This window comes from Streptomyces sp. NPDC093094 (assembly GCF_044754345.1).
GTDB lineage: Bacteria > Actinomycetota > Actinomycetes > Streptomycetales > Streptomycetaceae > Streptomyces.
Window position 1 is genome coordinate 266,492 of record NZ_JBIVOX010000012.1, and the last position, 17,938, is coordinate 284,429.

General features: G+C 73.6%; 16 protein-coding genes and 1 tRNA gene. 10 read left to right on the forward strand and 7 right to left on the reverse strand.

Annotated elements, in window-relative coordinates; all coding sequences use genetic code 11:
• Positions 1–15: 15 nt before the first annotated feature.
• On the forward strand, positions 16–1,182 hold the full coding sequence (locus ACIQGV_RS26315) for an MFS transporter (RefSeq protein WP_402498199.1): 1,167 nt from the start codon (positions 16–18) through the stop codon (positions 1,180–1,182).
• A gap of 127 nt (positions 1,183–1,309) precedes the next feature.
• Here the strand turns inward: ACIQGV_RS26315 and ACIQGV_RS26320 are convergent, their stop codons facing one another.
• Positions 1,310–1,744, reverse strand: coding sequence for a MarR family winged helix-turn-helix transcriptional regulator (locus ACIQGV_RS26320; protein ID WP_402498248.1), 435 nt, complete (start codon positions 1,742–1,744; stop codon positions 1,310–1,312).
• 491 nt (positions 1,745–2,235) lie between these two features.
• Between ACIQGV_RS26320 and ACIQGV_RS26325 the strand changes: the two genes are divergently transcribed.
• The 4 genes from ACIQGV_RS26325 (at position 2,236) to ACIQGV_RS26340 (ending at position 6,235) form a co-directional block, all read left to right on the forward strand.
• The gene (locus tag ACIQGV_RS26325; RefSeq protein WP_402498202.1) at positions 2,236–2,427 is read left to right on the forward strand and encodes a hypothetical protein; all 192 of its coding nucleotides are present in this window, start codon (positions 2,236–2,238) and stop codon (positions 2,425–2,427) included.
• Positions 2,428–2,484: 57 nt separating this feature from the next.
• The gene (locus ACIQGV_RS26330) at positions 2,485–3,723 is read left to right on the forward strand and encodes an MFS transporter (protein ID WP_402498205.1); all 1,239 of its coding nucleotides are present in this window, start codon (positions 2,485–2,487) and stop codon (positions 3,721–3,723) included.
• A 188-nt stretch (positions 3,724–3,911) separates the two neighbouring features.
• Positions 3,912–5,048, forward strand: a complete 1,137-nt coding sequence (locus tag ACIQGV_RS26335) for a GNAT family N-acetyltransferase (protein WP_402498207.1) — start codon at positions 3,912–3,914, stop codon at positions 5,046–5,048.
• Entirely contained in the window at positions 5,045–6,235 is a 1,191-nt protein-coding gene (locus ACIQGV_RS26340) for a DegT/DnrJ/EryC1/StrS family aminotransferase (protein WP_402498210.1), read from the forward strand. Before ACIQGV_RS26335 ends, ACIQGV_RS26340 begins: the two co-directional genes overlap by 4 nt.
• A gap of 52 nt (positions 6,236–6,287) precedes the next feature.
• On the opposite strand, the gene ACIQGV_RS26345 is transcribed toward ACIQGV_RS26340, so the two are convergent.
• Positions 6,288–6,983, reverse strand: coding sequence for a DUF4232 domain-containing protein (locus tag ACIQGV_RS26345; RefSeq protein ID WP_402498213.1), 696 nt, complete (start codon positions 6,981–6,983; stop codon positions 6,288–6,290).
• Between the two features lie 260 nt (positions 6,984–7,243).
• Between ACIQGV_RS26345 and ACIQGV_RS26350 the strand changes: the two genes are divergently transcribed.
• The 3 genes from ACIQGV_RS26350 (at position 7,244) to ACIQGV_RS26360 (ending at position 11,635) form a co-directional block, all read left to right on the forward strand.
• Positions 7,244–8,896, forward strand: a complete 1,653-nt coding sequence (locus ACIQGV_RS26350; protein ID WP_402498250.1) for an alkaline phosphatase D family protein — start codon at positions 7,244–7,246, stop codon at positions 8,894–8,896.
• A gap of 15 nt (positions 8,897–8,911) precedes the next feature.
• Entirely contained in the window at positions 8,912–10,570 is a 1,659-nt protein-coding gene (locus ACIQGV_RS26355; protein WP_402498215.1) for an FG-GAP repeat domain-containing protein, read from the forward strand.
• Between the two features lie 303 nt (positions 10,571–10,873).
• Positions 10,874–11,635 (forward strand): maleylpyruvate isomerase family mycothiol-dependent enzyme, encoded by a 762-nt coding sequence (locus ACIQGV_RS26360; protein WP_402498217.1) that lies wholly within the window; start codon positions 10,874–10,876, stop codon positions 11,633–11,635.
• Positions 11,636–11,672: 37 nt separating this feature from the next.
• Here ACIQGV_RS26360 and ACIQGV_RS26365 read toward each other — a convergent pair whose 3' ends face one another.
• Positions 11,673–12,131, reverse strand: coding sequence for a hypothetical protein (locus ACIQGV_RS26365; RefSeq protein WP_402498219.1), 459 nt, complete (start codon positions 12,129–12,131; stop codon positions 11,673–11,675).
• Positions 12,132–12,452: 321 nt separating this feature from the next.
• Between ACIQGV_RS26365 and ACIQGV_RS26370 the strand changes: the two genes are divergently transcribed.
• Positions 12,453–13,859, forward strand: a complete 1,407-nt coding sequence (locus ACIQGV_RS26370) for a helix-turn-helix domain-containing protein (protein WP_402498221.1) — start codon at positions 12,453–12,455, stop codon at positions 13,857–13,859.
• 480 nt (positions 13,860–14,339) lie between these two features.
• On the opposite strand, the gene ACIQGV_RS26375 is transcribed toward ACIQGV_RS26370, so the two are convergent.
• The 4 genes from ACIQGV_RS26375 to ACIQGV_RS26390 form a co-directional block, all read right to left on the reverse strand.
• Positions 14,340–14,786, reverse strand: a complete 447-nt coding sequence (locus ACIQGV_RS26375; RefSeq protein WP_402498223.1) for a hypothetical protein — start codon at positions 14,784–14,786, stop codon at positions 14,340–14,342.
• Positions 14,783–15,049, reverse strand: a complete 267-nt coding sequence (locus ACIQGV_RS26380) for a hypothetical protein (protein ID WP_402498225.1) — start codon at positions 15,047–15,049, stop codon at positions 14,783–14,785. The genes ACIQGV_RS26375 and ACIQGV_RS26380 overlap by 4 nt, the downstream gene beginning before the upstream one ends.
• 253 nt (positions 15,050–15,302) lie before the next feature.
• A tRNA-Arg gene (locus ACIQGV_RS26385) sits at positions 15,303–15,375 on the reverse strand.
• 78 nt (positions 15,376–15,453) lie between these two features.
• Positions 15,454–16,740, reverse strand: coding sequence for a M6 family metalloprotease domain-containing protein (locus ACIQGV_RS26390; RefSeq protein WP_402498228.1), 1,287 nt, complete (start codon positions 16,738–16,740; stop codon positions 15,454–15,456).
• Between the two features lie 269 nt (positions 16,741–17,009).
• On the opposite strand from ACIQGV_RS26390, the gene ACIQGV_RS26395 reads away from it, so the two are divergent.
• On the forward strand, positions 17,010–17,657 hold the full coding sequence (locus ACIQGV_RS26395) for a TetR/AcrR family transcriptional regulator (RefSeq protein ID WP_402498231.1): 648 nt from the start codon (positions 17,010–17,012) through the stop codon (positions 17,655–17,657).
• Positions 17,658–17,938 lie beyond the last annotated feature (281 nt).

The window sequence follows — 17,938 nt, forward strand, 5'->3', positions numbered from 1 at the left end:
CACAGACTCCCGGCCATGCGCTACCGGGACCTCTTCCGCACTCCGCAGTTCACGCCTCTCTTCCTGTCCTCCGCCGCGCAGGTGGCCGCCCAGACCGTCGCCGGGCTCGCCCTGGGCACGCTGGTGCACCGGGCGACCGGCTCGCCGCTGCTGTCGGCGCTGAGCATGTTCGGCCCGTCGCTGGCCCAGGTGCTGGGGGCGACGCTGCTGCTGTCGGGCGCCGACCGGCTGCCCCCGCGGGCCGCGCTGAGCGGCGTCTGTCTGGCCTTCGCGGCCGGTACGGCCGTCCTGGCGCTGCCCGGTCTGCCCCTGGCGGCCGTGTTCGCGGTCGTCCTTCTCCAGGGCCTGGTCGCGGCGCTGGGCGGGGGAGTGCGCTGGGGGCTGCTGTCCGAGATCCTGCCCGCGGGCGCCTACCTGCCCGGACGCGCCGTGTTCAACATGACCAACGGGCTCCTCCAGATCGCCGGGTTCGCCACGGGCGGCGTGCTCGTCACGCTCCTGTCGCCGCACGCCGTGCTGCTGCTCGCCGCCCTGCTGTACGCGGCGGCCGCGCTGACCGCCCGGCTCGGGCTGACCCGCCGCCCGCCCCGTGCGCAGGGCCGTCCGTCGGTCGCGGCGACCTGGCGCGGCAACGCCCTGCTGTGGTCCTCGCGTGCACGCCGCCTGGTGTTCCTGGGGCTGTGGGTGCCCAACGGCCTGGTGGTGGGCTGCGAGGCGCTGTTCGTGCCGTACGACCCGGAGGGGGCGGGCACGCTGTTCGCCTGCGCGGCGCTGGGGATGCTGGCGGGGGACGTGGCCGTGGGCAGGCTGCTGCCCGCCCGGCTCGGGCGCCGGGCGGCGACGCCGCTGCTGCTTCTGCTGGCCGGCCCCTATCTGCTGTTCCTCCTGCGGCCGTCGCTCCCGGTGGCCGCCGCTCTGGCGGCCCTCGCCTCGATCGGGTTCGGCGCGTCGCTGGTCCAGCAGGAGCGCCTGGTCTCGCTGACGCCCGAGGGCCTGACGGGCCACGCGCTCGGGCTGCACTCCGCGGGGATGCTCACCGGCCAGGGCGTGAGCGCCGTGCTCGCCGGAACGGTGGCCCAACTGACCTCCGCGGCAACGGCGATGACGGTGACGGCGGGAGCGTCCCTCGTGGCGACCGTGACGCTGGCCCTCCTCGACCGCCCCTCCGGGAAACCCCGTTGAAGAGGGGGCGGACCTGTTCGTGGGCATGTTCCACGAGCTGTTCGGCACGCAGGCGCCCGAGGCGCGGCCGTGACCCCGCCCGGCGCCGCCCGCGGTGCCGGGCGGCACCGCCCCGGCCCCGGACGGCTCAGCCCTGCGGGTCGATGAACACCTCGGGCACCTTGTTGTCCTCCACCACCCGGGCCAGGAGCGCGGCCAGCCGGTCGCGCTCCTGCGGGTTCAGGCCCGAGGGCAGCTCGTCGATCCGGCGGCACGTCTCGTCGTAGAACTCCTCGGCCAGCCGGGCGCCGTCCTCCGTCAGCGCCACCCGCACCGCCCGCCCGTCGCGGGGATCCGCCTCACGGCGTACCAGTCCGCGCTGCGCCGTGCGGTCCACCAGTCCCGTCAGGCTCGACTTCGCCAGCCCCAGCATCTCGCCCAGCTCCCGCATCCCGTAGGGCTGGGGCATCAGCACGCACAGCAGCTTCCCCTGCTGCGGGGTCAGCCCGTACGCGTGGCTCGCATCGGCGTACACGGCATTCACCAGGTACGAGGACCGCACCAGCGCGGTCACCACGCTCATCTGTTCGCCACCGGCCTTTGCCATGGAGGAAGCGTAACGGCCGTCAGCCGTCCGTCCCCCCTTGCGCAGTTCCTCGGCCGACTCCGTGAACGCCTCCGCCGCGCGGCCGAAGCAGTCGAAGAGAACCCGCAGTTCGTCGGGCGAGCAGCCACGGACGATGTCGCCGACGCGTCTGCGCGCCGGGGCCATGGCGTGGTCGAGGCCGGCCGGTTCGGCGACCGGCTCGACGATGATCCTGCGCCGGTCGCCCGGGTCGGTGTGCGGCGGACGTAGCCGGCCTGTTCGAGGCGGTCGATCAGCCGGGTCGTCGGGCCGGTGGTGAGTCCGGTGCGGGTGCCCGGCTCGCCCGGGGGCATCGGGCCGGACAGGCCGAGGATGTTCAGTGCGTACAGGTCGGCCGCGCCCACCAGGACCTGTTCGACAGCTTCCTCAAGGGCACCACCCTGACCCTGGAGATCGTCGACCTGCGGCTGCCGGGCCGGGACACGACCGTGGTCCTCACGCGCGGCGGCGTCCGCAGGGGCCGGCGCCCCGTGCGGCTCGACAAGCGCGCCACCCACACGGTCGTACGGGACTCCGGGGACGGCCGCCGGCGGATCGCCGCCGTGCAGAAGACCGCGCACCGGCGTCCGGCGGAGGCCGTCTCCTTCCGGATGCGGCCCGCGACCAGGCCGCGCGCGTGACACCGTGCGGCCCGCTCCGGGATGCGGACCCCCGCGGGCCGCCCGATCATCGGAGGCGTGTCCACGACCGGCCGACGCCCCAGCGAGAAGCCCGAGAGGCCCGCCGCCGAGAAGAGCGGTGACGCGCCGCCCGCCGCCGCGTGGCGGAACCTGGTGACGGCCACCGTCGGCTTCACCCTCACCTTCTGGGCCTGGAACCTCATCGCCCCGCTCGCCGCCGACCTCGACGAGCGGCTCCACATGAGCTCCTTCGCCCAGTCCCTGCTGGTCGCCGTCCCCGTCCTGATCGGCTCCCTGGGCCGCGTCCCGGTCGGCGCCCTCACCGACCGCTACGGCGCCCGGCTGATGTTCCCGCTGGTCAGCGCCTTGACGATCGTGCCGGTGCTGCTGCTGATCCCGGCCAAGAACTCCTACGGCGCGCTCATCGCCGTCGGGTTCGTCCTCGGCCTCGGCGGCACGACCTTCGCGATCGGGGTCCCGCTGGTCAACTCCTGGTTCCCGCCCGCCCGGCGCGGCGCGGCCATCGGCGTCTTCGGGATGGGCATGGGCGGCGTGGCCCTGTCCGGCTACTTCACCCCGCGGATGTACCGGCAGAGCGAGAACCTGCCGTTCACCGTCCTGGCGCTCGCCCTCGCGGTGTTCGCGGTCGCCGCGTACTTCCTGATCGAGGATCACCCCGGCCGACCCGTTCCCAGCGCTCCGCTGACCACCCGGCTGGCCCGGGCCGGCCGCCTGCGTGTCACCTGGGAGCTGTCCGCCCTGTACGCCATCGGCTTCGGCGGCATCGTGGCCTTCGGCGTCTACCTGCCCACGTACCTCAGGACCTGGTACGGCCTGAGCGCCACCGAGGCCGGCACCAAGGCCGCGGGCTTCGCCCTGGTCGCCGTCGTCTTCCGGCCGATCGGGGGCTGGATCGCCGACCGGGTGCACCCGGCGGTCGTCACCTCCTGGGCGCTGGGCACGGTCGCCCTGCTGGCGATGGTCCAGTCCTTCGACCCGGAGCTGAACCCCGGCGCCACCGTCGCCCTGCTGCTGACGGCCGCCGGCCTCGGCACCGCCAGCGGCTCCGTCTTCGCGCTCGTCGCCCGCGTCACGCCGCAGCCCCAGGTCGGCAGCGTCACCGGCATCGTCGGCGCCGTGGGCGGCCTCGGCGGCTTCGTCCCGCCCCTGGTCATGGGCGCCGTCTACAGCGCCAAGGGGTCCTACTCCATCGGCTTCATGCTGCTGTCCGACCTGGCGCTCGCCGGGTGCGTGTACGCGTACGGGCGGATGCGGGAGGCCGGCCGCCCGGTGTGACACCGCCGCCTGTTGTCGGCCCTCTTGACAGGATGCGTGCAGTTTCGCGACGTTTGACCCTCGACGCGTCATGGGGGAACCGGGGGGAGCGGTCGGCCATGCGATCCGTACGGTCCACGAACAGATCCACGAACAGTTCCACGAACAGTTCCACGAACAGTTCCAGGAACAGCGCCCCGAGCAGTTCCGTGAACAGGGACATCACGATCCACCGCCCCCAGGAGCTGAGCACCCCGCTCCGCAGGGCCTGGCACCGCGCGATGGACGAGTCGCCGGGCTTCGCCAACCCCTTCCTGTCCCCCGAGTTCGCCGCCGCCGTGGGCCTCACCCGCGGCGGAGCCCATGTGGCCGTGCTCCACGAGGACGGCGAACCCGTCGGCTTCCTCCCGTACGAGAAGGGCGCACTCGGCGTCGGCCGGGCCATCGGACTCGGTCTGTCCGACTGCCAGGCCCTCGTGCACCGGCCCGGAGTCACCTGGGACACCGGTGAACTCCTGCGCGCCTGCGGACTGTCCGTCTTCGAGTTCGACCATCTCGTCGGGGAGCAGAAGCCGTTCGACGCCGCCGTCACCGGACGGTTCGCCTCCCCGGTCCTCGACCTGGAGCCCGGCGGCGGCGAGTACCCGCAGTGGCTGCGCGCCACCTACCCCGGCCTCGCCAGGACGACCCTGAAGAAGGAGCGCCGGCTGGACCGGCAGGTCGGCGCGTTCCGGTTCGTCCTCGACGAGCGCGACCCGCGCATGCTGCGCACCCTCATGCGCTGGAAGTCCGCCCAGTACCGCAGGACCGGCCGGACGGACCGGTTCTCCCGGCCGTGGATCGTCGCGCTCGCCGAGCACCTCTTCGACGTCCGAGAGGAGCACTTCACCGGCCTGCTGTCGGTCGTGTACGCCGGGGACCGGCCCGTCGCCGCCCACTTCGGCCCCCGCTCCCGCACGGTGCTCGCGGCCTGGTTCACCGCCTACGACCCCGAGTTCGCCTACTACTCGCCCGGCCTGATGATGCACCTGCGCATGGCCGAGGCGGCCGGCCGGGACGGCGTCACCCTCATGGACATGGGGCGCGGCGACAAGGAGTACAAGGACTGGCTCAAGACCCGCGAACTGCGCGTCGGCGAGGGGTTCGCGACCCGGCCGCACCCCGTCGCCGCCGCCCACCGCATGTGGCGCCGGCCGGTCCGCGGACTGCGCAACACCGTCCTCGCCCACCCCGGCCTGCGCGCCCCGGCGGACCGGCTGCTGCGGGCGGCGGGGGCGCTGCGCACCTCGGTCCGCACCCGCCCGCCCGGTCCCGCCGCCCGCGCCCGGCGCACGGAAGAGGGGTGACCGTGCCGTACGGAACCCGGCTCGCCGCCCGGATGACGCGACGGCTCGGCCGCGCGTGCGTCTACACGCCCTCGGCCAGACTGGCCCTGTACCTGGCCCTGCGGCGCTGGTGCCGGCCCGGCGGACGGGTGCTGATGTCGCCGGTCAACGACGACGTCATCCTGTTCGTCGTCCTGGCCGCCGGACTGCGCCCCGTCCAGGCACCCGTCTCCGTGTGGGACGGCAACATCGACCCCGACGCCGTCCCCGAGTCCACCTGGCGCGGCCTGGACGCGGTGCTGACCACCAACCTGTACGGCATGCCGGACCGGGTCGTGGAGATCCGCCGCCGCTGCGACCAGCTGGGCATCCCCCTCATCGAGGACGCCGCGCACGCCATCGGCACCCATGTCGACGGGCGGCCGGTCGGCACCTTCGGCGAGGCGGCCGCGTTCAGCCTGTCCAAGCACACGGCCGGCATGGCGGGCGGCTTCCTCGCGGTGGACGACCCCCGCGACCGCCGTGAGCTGGAGGCCCTGCGCGACGACCTCCTGGTCCCGGGCAGACTGCGCGCGGACCTGGAGACGGCCCTGCGCCCGCTGGCCCGTTCCGCGGTACGGCGCCTGGGCCTCGTCCGCCCGGTGTGGCGGACCCTCCAGCGCCTGGGCCTGCTGGAGCGCGACGGCTACCGCATGGACCTGCATGCCGCCCGGCTGGCGGCCGGCGCGCACAAGGCGCCGAGCCTCACCGCGTACGAGCCCTGGGTCCGCGTCGATCTGCACACCTACCGCGCCCGGCAGGGCCCGCTGGTCCGGGGGCAGCTGGGCGTCCGGCTCGCGGCGCTGGACCGCACCCTCACCCGCTGCCGGGCCGGTGTCACCCGGCTGTCGGACAGCGTGTGGGCCACGCCCCTCCTGCGTGAGAGGGCCCACGACGGCGTGCTGCCCCTCTTCCGCGTGCCCCTGCTCGTCCAGGACCGCGACACGCTGGTGGACCGTCTGGTCACCCATGGCGTGGTCGCGGGCTACCTCTACGATCCGCCGCTCGACGACTACGCGGGGGAGGAGTTCGCCGACCCGTCCCCCGCCCCCGGGCCGGCCCGCTGGTTCGCCTCCCACGTCCTGCCCGCCGACCCGCTCCAGGCCGGCCGGATCTTACGGGCCCTGCACCGGGAGGGCACGGGCCCGGCCAGGCCGCCCGGCCGGTAGGGCGCCGGCGCGTCGCTGCTTCGGCGTGTCTATGCGTCGTCGCCCCGGCGCTTCAGTGTTCCGGCGTGAACGCCTGCACGCGGACACCGGTGTCGCAGATACGGACCTCGGTCCTGTCGCCGCCGGGCGTGGTGAAGGCGGGGTCCAGCGGCCGGGACTCGCCGGGCGGCACCACGTCGAGACGGGCGAGGGGCTCGCACTCGTCGAGGCTGGTGAAGGTGAGTTCGGCCGAGGCGGAGGCGCCGGGGGAGAGATCGACCTCCGGCGCGTCCTCGGCGGATCCCGCCCAGTCGACGGGAAGTTCGGTGCGGCCGGCCTCGCCGACGAACAGCAGGGAGGGGAAGCCGCGGACCGTGCAGGAACCGTCGCCCCGGTTGGTGAGGACGACCGAGACGCGCCCCCGGCCGGTGCTGCGGGCCGCGGCCGTCAGATCCCCGGTGCGGCAGCGGTCGGCGGCGGGCGTGGGCAGCCGGTCGGCACCGAACAGCACGCCGGGGGGCGGCGAGGAGGGGGCCGTGGCCTCGCCGTCGGCCGTGCCGTCGCCGTCGTCGCTGCTGTCGCTGTCGCCCGTGGTGGCCGGGCCGTCGCCGCCCGGTGTGCCGCCGGTCTCCGGTCCCTCCCCGGCCGTGGTGCCGGCCGACGCCGGGCCCGGGGCCTTCCCCGGCGTGTCGTCGGAGCCGGACGAGGAGCAGCCCGCGGCCCCGGAGAGCAGCAGCACCACGGCTGCGGAGATCAACGGTCGGCGCATGGCTCCCACTGCCTCGTCGGACCTGACGGACTGCCCCGTCCCATGGAACCGAGGGTATTAGAATCCCGCCGATCAGTTCACCGGTGCTGCCCAGCGCACCGCCCAGGGAAGGGCACGCGTCCGTGAACCCGAGCGCCGAGACCGGTACCGCCGAGACCGGCACCGCCGAGACCGGTACCGCCGAGACCGGTACCGCCGAGACCGGTACCGCCGACGCAGGTACCTACGGCACCGGCACCGCCGGCCCGGGTGACGACCGCATACGCCGCAGGCGGTTCCTCGGCGCGGGAGCCGTCACCCTGGGCGCCGCGGGCGCACTGGCGGCCGGGCAGTTCCTGCCGGGCGACGCCTCGGCCTCGGTGGGCGGCCCGGACGCCCCGGCCGGTCCCGGCGCGGCGGTGAGCGGCACGGTGTTCAAGCTGGGCGTCGCCTCCGGCGACCCGCTGCCCACCGCGATCGTGCTGTGGACCAGGCTCACCCCCTCCACCGCGGGCAGCTCCGGCATCCTCCCGCCCTCGGTCCCCGTGACCTGGGAACTGGCCTCCGACAGCGGCTTCACGAAGATCGTCAAAAGCGGTACGGCGACCGCGAGCGGCAGCCTCGGCCACAGCGTCCACGTCGACGCGGGGGGCCTGACCCCGGCCACCGCCTACTGGTACCGGTTCAAGGCACTCGGCCGTACCTCCCCCACCGGCCGCACCCGCACCGCCCCCGCCGCCGGCAGCACCCCCGACCGGCTGCGCATCGCGCTCGCCTCCTGCCAGAACTGGCAGCACGGATACTTCACCGCCTACCGCGACATGCGGGAACAGGACCCCGACCTGGTGCTGTTCGTCGGCGACTACATCTACGAGTCCTCCGCCTACTCCTACCGCGTACGCCGCCACGAGGGCGGGGGAGCGCCCGTCACCCTCGCGCAGTACCGGGCCCGCCACGAGCAGTACGGCACCGACCCGGACCTGCGGGCGATGCGCGCCGCCGCACCGTTCGTGGCCGTGTTCGACGACCACGAGGTGGAGCAGGACTGGGCCGGTGACCAGGCGAACGACCCCGCGGCCTGGCCCCGGGAGAAGTTCCTGGCCCGCCGCGCGGCCGCCTTCCAGGCGTTCTACGAGCACATGCCGATCCGCACCGCGCAGAAGCCCGGCGGCTCCGGCGCGCTGATGTACCGCTCGCTCGACTTCGGCACGCTGGCACGGCTGCACGTCCTGGACACCCGGCAGTACCGCGACGACCAGGCGGCCACCGCCGCGGGCGCGCAGCAGACCGGCCGCGTCATCATGGGCGACACCCAGCGGAACTGGCTGGTGAACAGCATGCGCGGCTCCGGGGCGCGCTGGAACCTCGTCGCCTCCCAGGTGATGATGGCCGAGACCGACTTCCTCGCCGGCACCGGCAAGGAGTGGTCCTACGACGCCTGGGACGGCTACCAGAAGGAACGCGCCGCGCTGCTGCGGGAGTTCCGGTCCGTGCGCAACCCCGTGGTGCTGTCCGGCGACCGCCACCGCACCATCGTCAGCGACCTCAAGCTGGACTTCGCCGACCCCGGATCGGCCGTGGTCGGCGCGGAGTTCGTCGGCACCTCCATCTCCAGCAGCGGCGACGAGGACCTCCAGGCGTTCGCCGCCGAGTGGGCGCCCAAACTGGCGGACAACCCCCACTGGAAGACCGTCGACGCCCGGCGCGGCTATCTGCTCCTCGACTTCACCGCGGACGGCGCCGAGGCCCGGCTGAGGGCGGTCTCCACCGTGGTGACCCGGAACGGCACCACCACCACGGCCGCGGCCTTCCGGGTGGACGACGGCGTGCCGGGCGTGCGCCGGACCGACGTCCCGGCCGGCTCCCCGGGAGAGCCCGGGAGCGGGTCCCCGGCCGCCGGGGCCGGCTCCGCACAGCCCGCCACCGCCCCCTGACCCCCGGGAGAGAACGTGTTCACCACCCGATCCCGGCGGCGCGGCGGACCCCGCGGACACCGCCGCCCCCTGGCCGTGAAGACCTCGGTGCTGGCCGCCGCGGCCGCGGTGCTCGCGGCCGGCGTCTTCGTGGCGCTGCCCGGCGACGCCGACGCGGTCACCCCCGCGCGGGCCGACTTCGACGGCGACGGCACGTCGGACCTCGTCTACCGCAACCTGGAGGGCCGGCTGTACGTCAACACCGGCACGGCCGAGACGATGGCCCTGGACGCGGACGTGGCCCGGGTCAAGGACGTGCTGACGCCCGGCGACCTCGACTCCGACGGTGTCCAGGACGTGCTGACCCTCAGCGCCGGCGGAGCGCTGCGCGTCCACCCGGGCCTCTACGCCCGTACGCCCGGCGGCCTCGGCTCGTACCGCACGGTCGCGACCGGCTGGCAGATCTACAACAAGATCGCCGCTCCCGGGGACCTGAACCGCGACGGCCGTGCCGACCTGGTGGCCCGCACCCCGGCCGGCACCCTCTACTTCTATCCGGGCAAGGGCACGGGCGCGTTCGGCGGCCGGGTGCAGATCGGCACCGGCTGGCAGCAGTACGACGAGCTGATCGGCGCCGGCGACCTGGACGGCGACGGTGACGGCGACCTGCTCGCCCGCACCCCGGCCGGCGTCCTCTACCGCTGCACGGGCCGCGGCGGCGGCACCTTCGACGCCCGCGCCAAGGACCCGAGGACCGACTGGGCGTCGTACAGCCAGATCATCGGCGGCGGCGACTGGGACGGAAACGGCACGACCGACCTGCTGGCCAGGGACTTCTCCGGCGCGCTGTGGTTCCACCCCGGCGACGGCAAGGGCACCTTCGGCACCCGCTCGGCCCGCAGCAGGGGCTGGGGCCAGGTCACGCAGTTCGCGGGCGCCGGGAACAACCCGCACTTCGGCAAGTACGGGATCATGGCCCGCACGTCCGCCGGGTCGGTCTACGGCTACCGGGTGACCGGCACCGGCACGCTGACCGGCAAGGAGCTCGTCGGCCCGGCGGCCTGGCCCCCGTCGACGACGCGGCTCGCGTACGCGTCCTCCCTGCGGGACGTGGGCCTGGCCGACCTGGTCGTCCACTCCGTCTCCACCGGCCGGCTGTCGAATCCGGCGTACTACGCCCTGTCCGACCCCGAGATCGCCGGCGGCTCCACGTCGTACGGCCGGATCCTCGGCCCCGGCGACCTGACCGGCGACGGCAAGGGCGACCTGCTGTCCGTGACGACCTCCGGCACGGTGTACCTCAACGCGGGCAACGGCTCCGGCACCTCGGTCGCCGCGCGCGTCCAGGTCGCCACCGGCTGGCAGGCGTACGACGCCCTCGTCTCCGGCGGGGACTTCACCGGTGACGGCCGCCCGGACGTGCTGGCCCGTGACACCTCCGGCACCCTGTGGCGGCTGACGGGCACCGGCTCGGCGTCCGCGCCGTTCTCGGCCCGGGTGAGGATCGGCACCGGCTGGCAGCAGTACCGCAGGCTGTTCTCGCCGGGCGACGCGAACGGCGACGGCCACGCCGACCTGATGGCCACGTCCTCCTCCGGCGCCCTGTACCTCTTCGCGGCGACCGGCACCGGCACCTTCAAGCCCCGTGCCACGAAGGCCACGACGGGCTGGAGCGTGTGGACGGACCTGCTCTGAGCGGAAGGAAAGCCCTCCCGCGCCGCGGAACGCGTGATCCCATGGACGCACGGCGACGGAGACGAGCGCGTCCTCGGGGCCGACCCTGACGAGGCAGGTCGCCGAAGCCGGCCGGGCCGGCCTCCTCGGCGCCCCCGGCCGGCCGGGCCGCACGGTCGCCCGGCCGGTACCCCGACGGCCCCGAGGACGGCGGGACATGAGGGAAGCGGTGACGCGGGCGGCGGAGGCGGAGACGGCGGCGCAGCCCTGCGGCGCCCGTGAAATTCACATGCAGACGGCGACGCACGGTGATAGACAGCCGCAGTGGAAGAGACTCTCGAGTTCCCTGCCCTGCTGCGGCTGATCGACGAACGGTCGACCGCGTTCCGTGCCGCGATAGCCGCCGCGCCCGACCTCGACGCACAGGTGCCGACCTGCCCCGAGTGGACGCTGTTCGATCTGGCGCAGCACCTGGGCGAGGGGCGCAGAGCCTGGGCCGCGACCGTCGCGGAGGGGCCCGGCGCCTCGGCCAGGTCGGCCCCGGAGGGCCCGGCAGCGCCCCGGGAGCGCGAGGCCCTGCTGGACTGGCTGGCCGCGTCGGCGCAGCACCTGCTCGACGCGCTGCGGGAGGCCGGCCCGGACCGCGGCTGCTGGACGTGGTGGGGTGCCTCGCAGTCGCCGCAGACCTGCGCGGCCGTCGCCCGGCACCAGCTCCAGGAGGTCGCGGTCCACACCTACGACGCCCAGCTCGCCGCGGGCGTCCCGCAGCCGCTGCCGGCCGAGGTGGCGCTGGACGGCGCCGAGGACTTCCTCCTCACCTGCGTCGCCACGACCAGCCCCTGGCCGCACAAGCCCGCCACCGTCGACTTCCACGCCGCCGAGGGCCGCTCCTGGCGCCTGAGCCTGTCCGCCGAAGGCGCCCGGACCACCCGCGTCACCGACGCGACCCCCTCCGACGCCTCCGCCCGGGGCACGGCCGCCGACCTGGTCATGGTCCTCTACGGCCGCGCCGCCCTGCACTCCCTGGAACTCGACGGCGACCCCCACGTCTTCGCCCTGCTGGCGGCCTGGGAACCGGAGGACTGACCGGCCGGACCGGCCCGGAACCGCACGGGGCCGGCGGCTACCTGCCTGCCGCGCCCTTGTCGCCGATGCGGACGATCTTGTGGCTGGTGCGGTTCATGCCGACGACCAGCTCGGTGGTGCCGCTGCCCCAGGTGAGGGTGATGACGGCCTCCCTGGAGGTGCCGACGGTGCCGTTGTCGGTGACCTTCCAGGCGAGCGGGACGTTCTGGGCGCGCAGGACGCCGTCGGCGTGCTCCCGGCTCTCCCAGGCCGTCAGCCGCTTCTGGAGGGCAGGGGTGAGGTAGTGGCCGCGCAGCGCCTTCTCGAGGCCGCGGCCGTCCTCGTCGGCCTTCGAGTCGACGTAGGCGCCGTAGAAGTCGGCGATGCGGCTGATGTCGTCGGACGGCTTGCCGCTGACACTGCGCGGGGCGCCGGCCGATGCCTGGGCGGTGATGCCGAGGCCGAGGGCCACGGCGAGGGCGCCAGCGGTCAGAACGGCGCGGGTCCTGCTGATCATGCGTGTTCTCCGTTGTCCGAGTGGTGCGGAAGCGCGCCGGTCGGCGCTGTCGGTGCGCGACGGGCTTCCTCCCCACCCCCGTGGCGGAGGGCGGCCCCGGTCGTGCGGCCGGTGCCTGCCCGGGCGGGCCCGGGCACGGCTGTCCCCATGGACGAATAGACGAACAAAGGGGTGTTGTCGCACACCGCCTGCCGTCGACCGGTCGGTCCGGCCCTGGTCGGTGCGACACCAAGAGCATCGGCCGTCACGGCGGCCCGGCGCAACGCCGGACGCCCTCGCGGCGGGGGTGGAACCATCCCAGCACATCTGACGTGCAGATATATGGACCGCCTGGGATACGGGAACGCAGGGGAGAGCGGGGTAACGGTGCCGACCGGGGACGATGTCGAACAGTTCGCGGCGCTGCTGCGCCGCCTGAAGGACCGCACGGACCGCAGCTACGGCTCCCTGGCCCGGCGCCTCAGCATGAACACCTCCACGCTGCACCGCTACTGCGCGGGCGAGGCGGTCCCGCAGGACTACGCACCGGTGGAGCGCCTGGCCGCCTTCTGCGGGGCGACGGCGGAGGAACGCCTCGAACTGCACCGTCTGTGGCTGCTCGCGATCGCGGCACGACAGCGGCCGAGAGCGGGTGAGGAGGAGGCGGAGCCGGCAGCAGCCGAGGGCGTGCGGACCGCGCGTCCGGACGACCGGACGGCGCAGGGCGCGGACGGCGACAAGGACGGCACCGACGGCGGCACCACGACCGGCGCGTCCCCGCACCCCGACGCGGGCGTACCCGGCACCGGCCCGCTCCCGCCCGGTGCACCCGGACCGGGCGGGAGCGGGCCGACGGCCGGGCGGGCCGCGGCCCGCCCGGCCGGACGGCCCTGGTACCGCCGGCGCCGCACCGCGGTCGGCGCCGCCGCGGCGGCCGCGCTGCTGGCGGCGCTGGGCAGCCTGCCGGCGCTGTCGGCCGACCGGTCCCACGACAACGTGGCGAAGGCCCCCGGCCGGTCCCGTACGACGGGAACCGGTGCACCGGACAGCCCCGGACCGAAGGGCGGACCGTCGGCGGACAAGAAGAACGGCACCTCGGCCGGCGCCTCCGTGCCGGCCGGGGTGCCGCTGGCCTGGACCGCCGACTCGCAGATCTGGGAGGGCGGTTGCGGACACGACTACGTCATCGGCAAGGAGCCGCCCCAGGTGCCCCCGCCGCCGGTGCAGCAGGACGCCGAGGCGTGGGCGGCGACGCAGGAGGCGGTGCCCGGCCGGCAGACGAGGGTGCAGGTCTCGGTGCAGGGGAAGTCGTCCACGGCCGTGGTCCTCCAGGCCCTCCGGGTCCGCGTCGTCAGCCGCGGGACCCCGGTCACCGGCAACGTGTACGCCATGGGCCAGGGCTGCGGCGGCGACCTGGCGCCCCGTGAGTTCTCCGTGAACCTGGACGCCGACCGTCCGATCGTCCGCGCACGCTCCGGCGGCGACACCGAAGTGCCCCTCCCCGTGGTGCGGTTCCCCTACCGCGTCTCCGCCGAGGACCCGGAGGTGCTGCTGGTCACCGCGACCACCGAGACCTACGACTGCATGTGGTACCTGGAACTCGACTGGTCCTCCCAGGGCCGCACCGGCACGGTCCGCATCGACGACCACGGCCGCCCGTTCCGCACCAGCGGCATCAAGGGCCTGCCCCACTACTGGTACGGCACCGACGACGACGGCCTGCGCCAGTGGGTCCCCCTCGACTCGTGACCGAGCCCGGCCGAGCCAGGGCCCGGCCCCGCGGCACCCGCCCGAGGGGGCACCGAATTCTTGCCGAGGTCAACGGTGTTGCTGTGCGATGCCGTTCTCCCCGGTCGGTTTCGATCGATCCTGGGCACTGATCAGGAGCCACCCGTTGCGCTGGCGTTCGGCGCCGTTGATGTCACTCATGGATGTCAAACGGTCCATCCGTATGTGCTCGCCGACACGATGGTCTCGTGGCTGACCCGGAGGGCACCGCGGCCGAGACCACGGCGTACCACCGAGCACTCGATGAGGGCGCCGACCTACGGCACCACTTCCGCCACGCTGACGAAGCAGGCGGCTTCTGGTACATCGAGGCCGTACCCGACCGCGGAGATCGGGAGGGATGCACGGGTGCTGAATGCCTGCCGGCGGGTGTCGCCCGACGAAGGCGAGGGTCACCCGGCAGAAGTCGGCGAGCGGCCCGGGTGAGGTGCAGGTGTCTCGTCAGACCTTCTCGACTCGCACGGAGCGGCCGGCGAGAAGCTGACGCAGATCGTCGGTGTCCGAGGCGAAGACGGTTGCCTGGGCTCCCCGCGCGGCTTCCCGTACGGCCACGGCTGCCAGAACGGCGTCGATGGCGTACTTGTGTCCGTGCAGGCCGGCGGTCTTCAGCATGTCTCGTGCCGTGGCGGTCACCTGGTCGTCCGTGTGCACGATGCGGATCCGGGACAGTGCCCAGTTCCACAGTGCCTGCCTCGACGTTTCGCGAGGATCCCATGCCTCCAACGTGGTGAGTGCCGAGGTGACGACGGGGATGTCGAGCCGTGGAGCCGCCTTGATCAGCGCGACCATCTCCCGATCGCCCTGAATCGTCTTGGAAAGGGCCTCGGAGTCGAACACGAAGACGCGTTGTTGTGGCTGGCGCAGCTTCGCTCGGGCAGTACGGCTCACGCGGCCGCACCGGGACGCGATCGCTCCTCGTCATGCCAGCCGTCGATGGCGGCGATGCGGTCGAGCGCCGCCTGCTGCTCGTCGTCCGTCACCGGCCCGTGCTCTTCCTCAAGGCGTTCGGCCAGCTCGCGCAGCCGGTCCATGGCGTCCTGGTGGGCGGCGGCGGCCGCGATGTAGCCGGACACCCCCCGCGAGTCGACACGCTCCTTGATCGACTCGACAAGTTCTTCCGGCACGGTGATGGTGATTTTCCGAGTGGCCATACTTGAAGTATGCCGGATTCCGCGTCGGGCATCCCGGCTTTCTCCGAGGCTCGACCCGAAAGCCCCGCCGTCCTCTCCTGGCCGCAGCTGAGCCGTCAGAGGTTTCCGGCCCTCCGGGCGATCGGTTGCGACCGCCCCTCCACTTCCCTCCCGACGGCTCGGGTGGGTACCTGCGGACTCCGGGTGACGGCGTCCCGCACGGTACCTGAGACGGCGAAGGGCCGGTCCTGGAGAGAACCGGCCCTGGCCACAGTGCCCCCGGCAGGATTCGAACCTGCGACACCCGCTTTAGGAGAGCGGTGCTCTATCCCCTGAGCTACGAAGGCAGCGGCAGGCGCGGAGAAGCGCTGCCGCCGACAGTGTAGCGGGTGGTCGTTCGAGGGACGGGGGAGTTCGGGGGCTTATTACTTGCGAGTCACCCGGATCCGGTACGTGCCCTCCAGGTCCGCCGCCGCGACAGTGATCCTGACGCCCCGGCGGGGGTCCTCGAAGGTCTCGCCGGGGGCGAAGGGCGCGTCGGAGAGTTCGGCGTGGACGTTGGGGCTGCGGGTGCAGCCCCCGCTGTCGCGGCGGGAGTCGTGGACGCGGACGGGCCCCTGGCCGGTGTCGACCTCGGCGTCGACCTTGTAGACGAGCACTCCGGGGCGGCAGACGGCCTCGTCGTTGCCGCCGCGGGTGCGCAGCTCGACGGCGTAGCCGGTGCGCCGGTCGAGGGGGACGAAGAGGAGCTTCGGGCCGCCCGCCGTCCACAGCGGCGTCAGCTCGTACTCCGCCGTCCCGGAGGCGGCCGCGCAGCTGATCTGCGCCGAGTCCAGCCAGCCCAGCTTCCACTTGTGCCAGCCGAGGAAGTCGTTGTTGGCCCCCCAGTCCTCGCTCATGATGTCCCAGTGGCCGACCGCGCCCCCGCCCTCCTGGGTGTAGAGGTCGGGCAGCCCGAAGACATGGCCGTTCTCGTGCGGCAGCACCCGGTAGCCGGTGCGGTCGTAGGAGCCGGAGCCGTCGTCCTGGCGGGAGTAGACGAAGGAGGCGTTGGCGACGGGCGCCCCGTCGGCCACGGGCGCCTCGGGGTTGCCGGCGAACGTCACCGACAGGACCGTGTCCAGGGCGGAGGGCCCCGCGTTGGGGGTGACCAGGACGTTCAGCAGGTCGTACGTCCGGAAGTCCACCTCCGGGTCGGCCGCGGCCACGATGTCCTGCACCAGCCGGCGGTAGCCGGGGTCGAAGGGCGCGCCGCGCTCTATGCCGTACTCCAGGAACGGTTTCGGCATGCGCAGCCAGTGGGTGACCGGCGCCTCGGGGCGGTAGTCGAGACGGCCGTAGCTGGCGGTGCGGAACCACTCCCGGGTCTGCGGGAGGAACTCGCGGTAGCGGTCGAGGGCGCGGCCCTCGCCGGGGGCGTCGGAGAAGTCGACCATCAGGGTGAGCGCGCGGACGGTGCCGGTGGAGCGGGTGTAGCCCGAGGAGGTGGGGACGCCCTCCGACATCTGCACCTCGGTCCCGCCGTTGATCATGCAGGGTGCCAGCGCCGAGGTGGGGGCCAGGGGGGCCGGGCCGGGGCCGGACGTCGTGCCGGACTGTGTCAGCCGGCCGCTGCCCGCCGAGGTCCCGACCGCCAGCGTGAGTGCTGTCACGGAGGCGAGGGTGGCGACCCGGCGCGGGCGTATGCGGCGGCTGGTCGGCTGCGGCTGCATGCGAGGGATCCTTCGCTCCAGGCAGCCGCCCGTCACTGGCTGCACCCTTTCGATCACCCTGTGCCGGGGGTCGCGGGAGCGCGCGCTGGAAGAGACCGATCGTGCGATCGGCGCTGGATGAACCGTGATCCAGGTCACATGAATTCTTCCAGAGGTCGGGAAATAACCGGGGAGCCGTTCCCCGTTTAATCGTGCGTACGGTGAAACGGGGATCCTTTCCCCGGATCGCCGCCCGACCGTCAGAGGTTCGAGACCCGAAGGAGTACGCCGTGCAGACGACGACCCTCCCCGCGCCGCGGCCGGCGATCCGGCTGCGTGCCGACGCTCTGCGCAACCGGGAGCGGATCGTCACGGCCGCCCGCGAGATGTTCACCGAGTTCGGTCCCGACGTACCGCTCGACGAGATCGCCCGCCGGGCCGGCGTCGGCAACGCCACGGTGTACCGCAACTTCCCCGACCGCGACGCGCTGGTGCGTGAGGTCGTCTGCTCCGTCATGGAGCGGACGGTCGCCGCCGCCGAGGACGCGCTCGCGGAGACGGGGGACGCCTTCGAGGCCCTGGAGCGCTTCGTGCACGCCGCCGCCGCCGAGCGGGTCAGCGCGCTGTGCCCCATGGTCGAGAGCACCTTCGACAAGAACCACCCGGACCTGGAGGCGTCGCGCCTGAGGTGCGAGCAGCTCATCGGGGAGATCATGGACCGCGCCAAGGCGGCCGGCCAGCTCCGCGCCGACGTGGGCATCGGTGACCTGATGGTCGCGGTGGCCCAGCTCAGCCGGCCCCCGGCCGGCACCCTCTGCCTGAACGCCGACAGGTTCGTCCACCGTCATCTGCAGCTGTTCCTCGACGGGCTGCGGGCTCCGGCCCGCTCCGCCCTGCCGGGGACGGCCCTGACCATGGAGGACCTGCGCAAGACCTGACCGATCAGTTCGGCGCTCCACGGCGGTCATCACCTCTGCCGGGCCCGCGGCGGCCGCCGCCGGGCCGTGGCCGACCGCGTCCTCCTGTCTGACCCAGTCCCGATTTTTCCGTTACGCAGTACTGAAGTGGGTACCCCCATGTCTGAAACAGCCTCCAAGGCATCACCGGCCTCACCGGCCTCCCCCGTCCCTGATCCGGGTCGGTGGAAGGCTCTTGTGTTCATCGCGTTGGCGCAGTTGATGGTCGTGCTGGATGCGACGATCGTGAACATTGCGTTGCC

Bases quoted from the DNA above. Each gene is read 5' to 3' on its own strand.
- ACIQGV_RS26345 (WP_402498213.1), bottom strand. From the start codon at position 6,983: ATGCGCCGACCGTTGATCTCCGCAGCCGTGGTGCTGCTGCTCTCCGGG.
- ACIQGV_RS26390 (WP_402498228.1), bottom strand. From the start codon at position 16,740: ATGCAGCCGCAGCCGACCAGCCGCCGCATACGCCCGCGCCGGGTCGCC.
- ACIQGV_RS26380 (WP_402498225.1), bottom strand. From the start codon at position 15,049: ATGGCCACTCGGAAAATCACCATCACCGTGCCGGAAGAACTTGTCGAG.
- ACIQGV_RS26315 (WP_402498199.1), top strand. From the start codon at position 16: ATGCGCTACCGGGACCTCTTCCGCACTCCGCAGTTCACGCCTCTCTTC.
- ACIQGV_RS26320 (WP_402498248.1), bottom strand. From the start codon at position 1,744: ATGAGCGTGGTGACCGCGCTGGTGCGGTCCTCGTACCTGGTGAATGCC.
- ACIQGV_RS26365 (WP_402498219.1), bottom strand. From the start codon at position 12,131: ATGATCAGCAGGACCCGCGCCGTTCTGACCGCTGGCGCCCTCGCCGTG.
- ACIQGV_RS26370 (WP_402498221.1), top strand. From the start codon at position 12,453: ATGGACCGCCTGGGATACGGGAACGCAGGGGAGAGCGGGGTAACGGTG.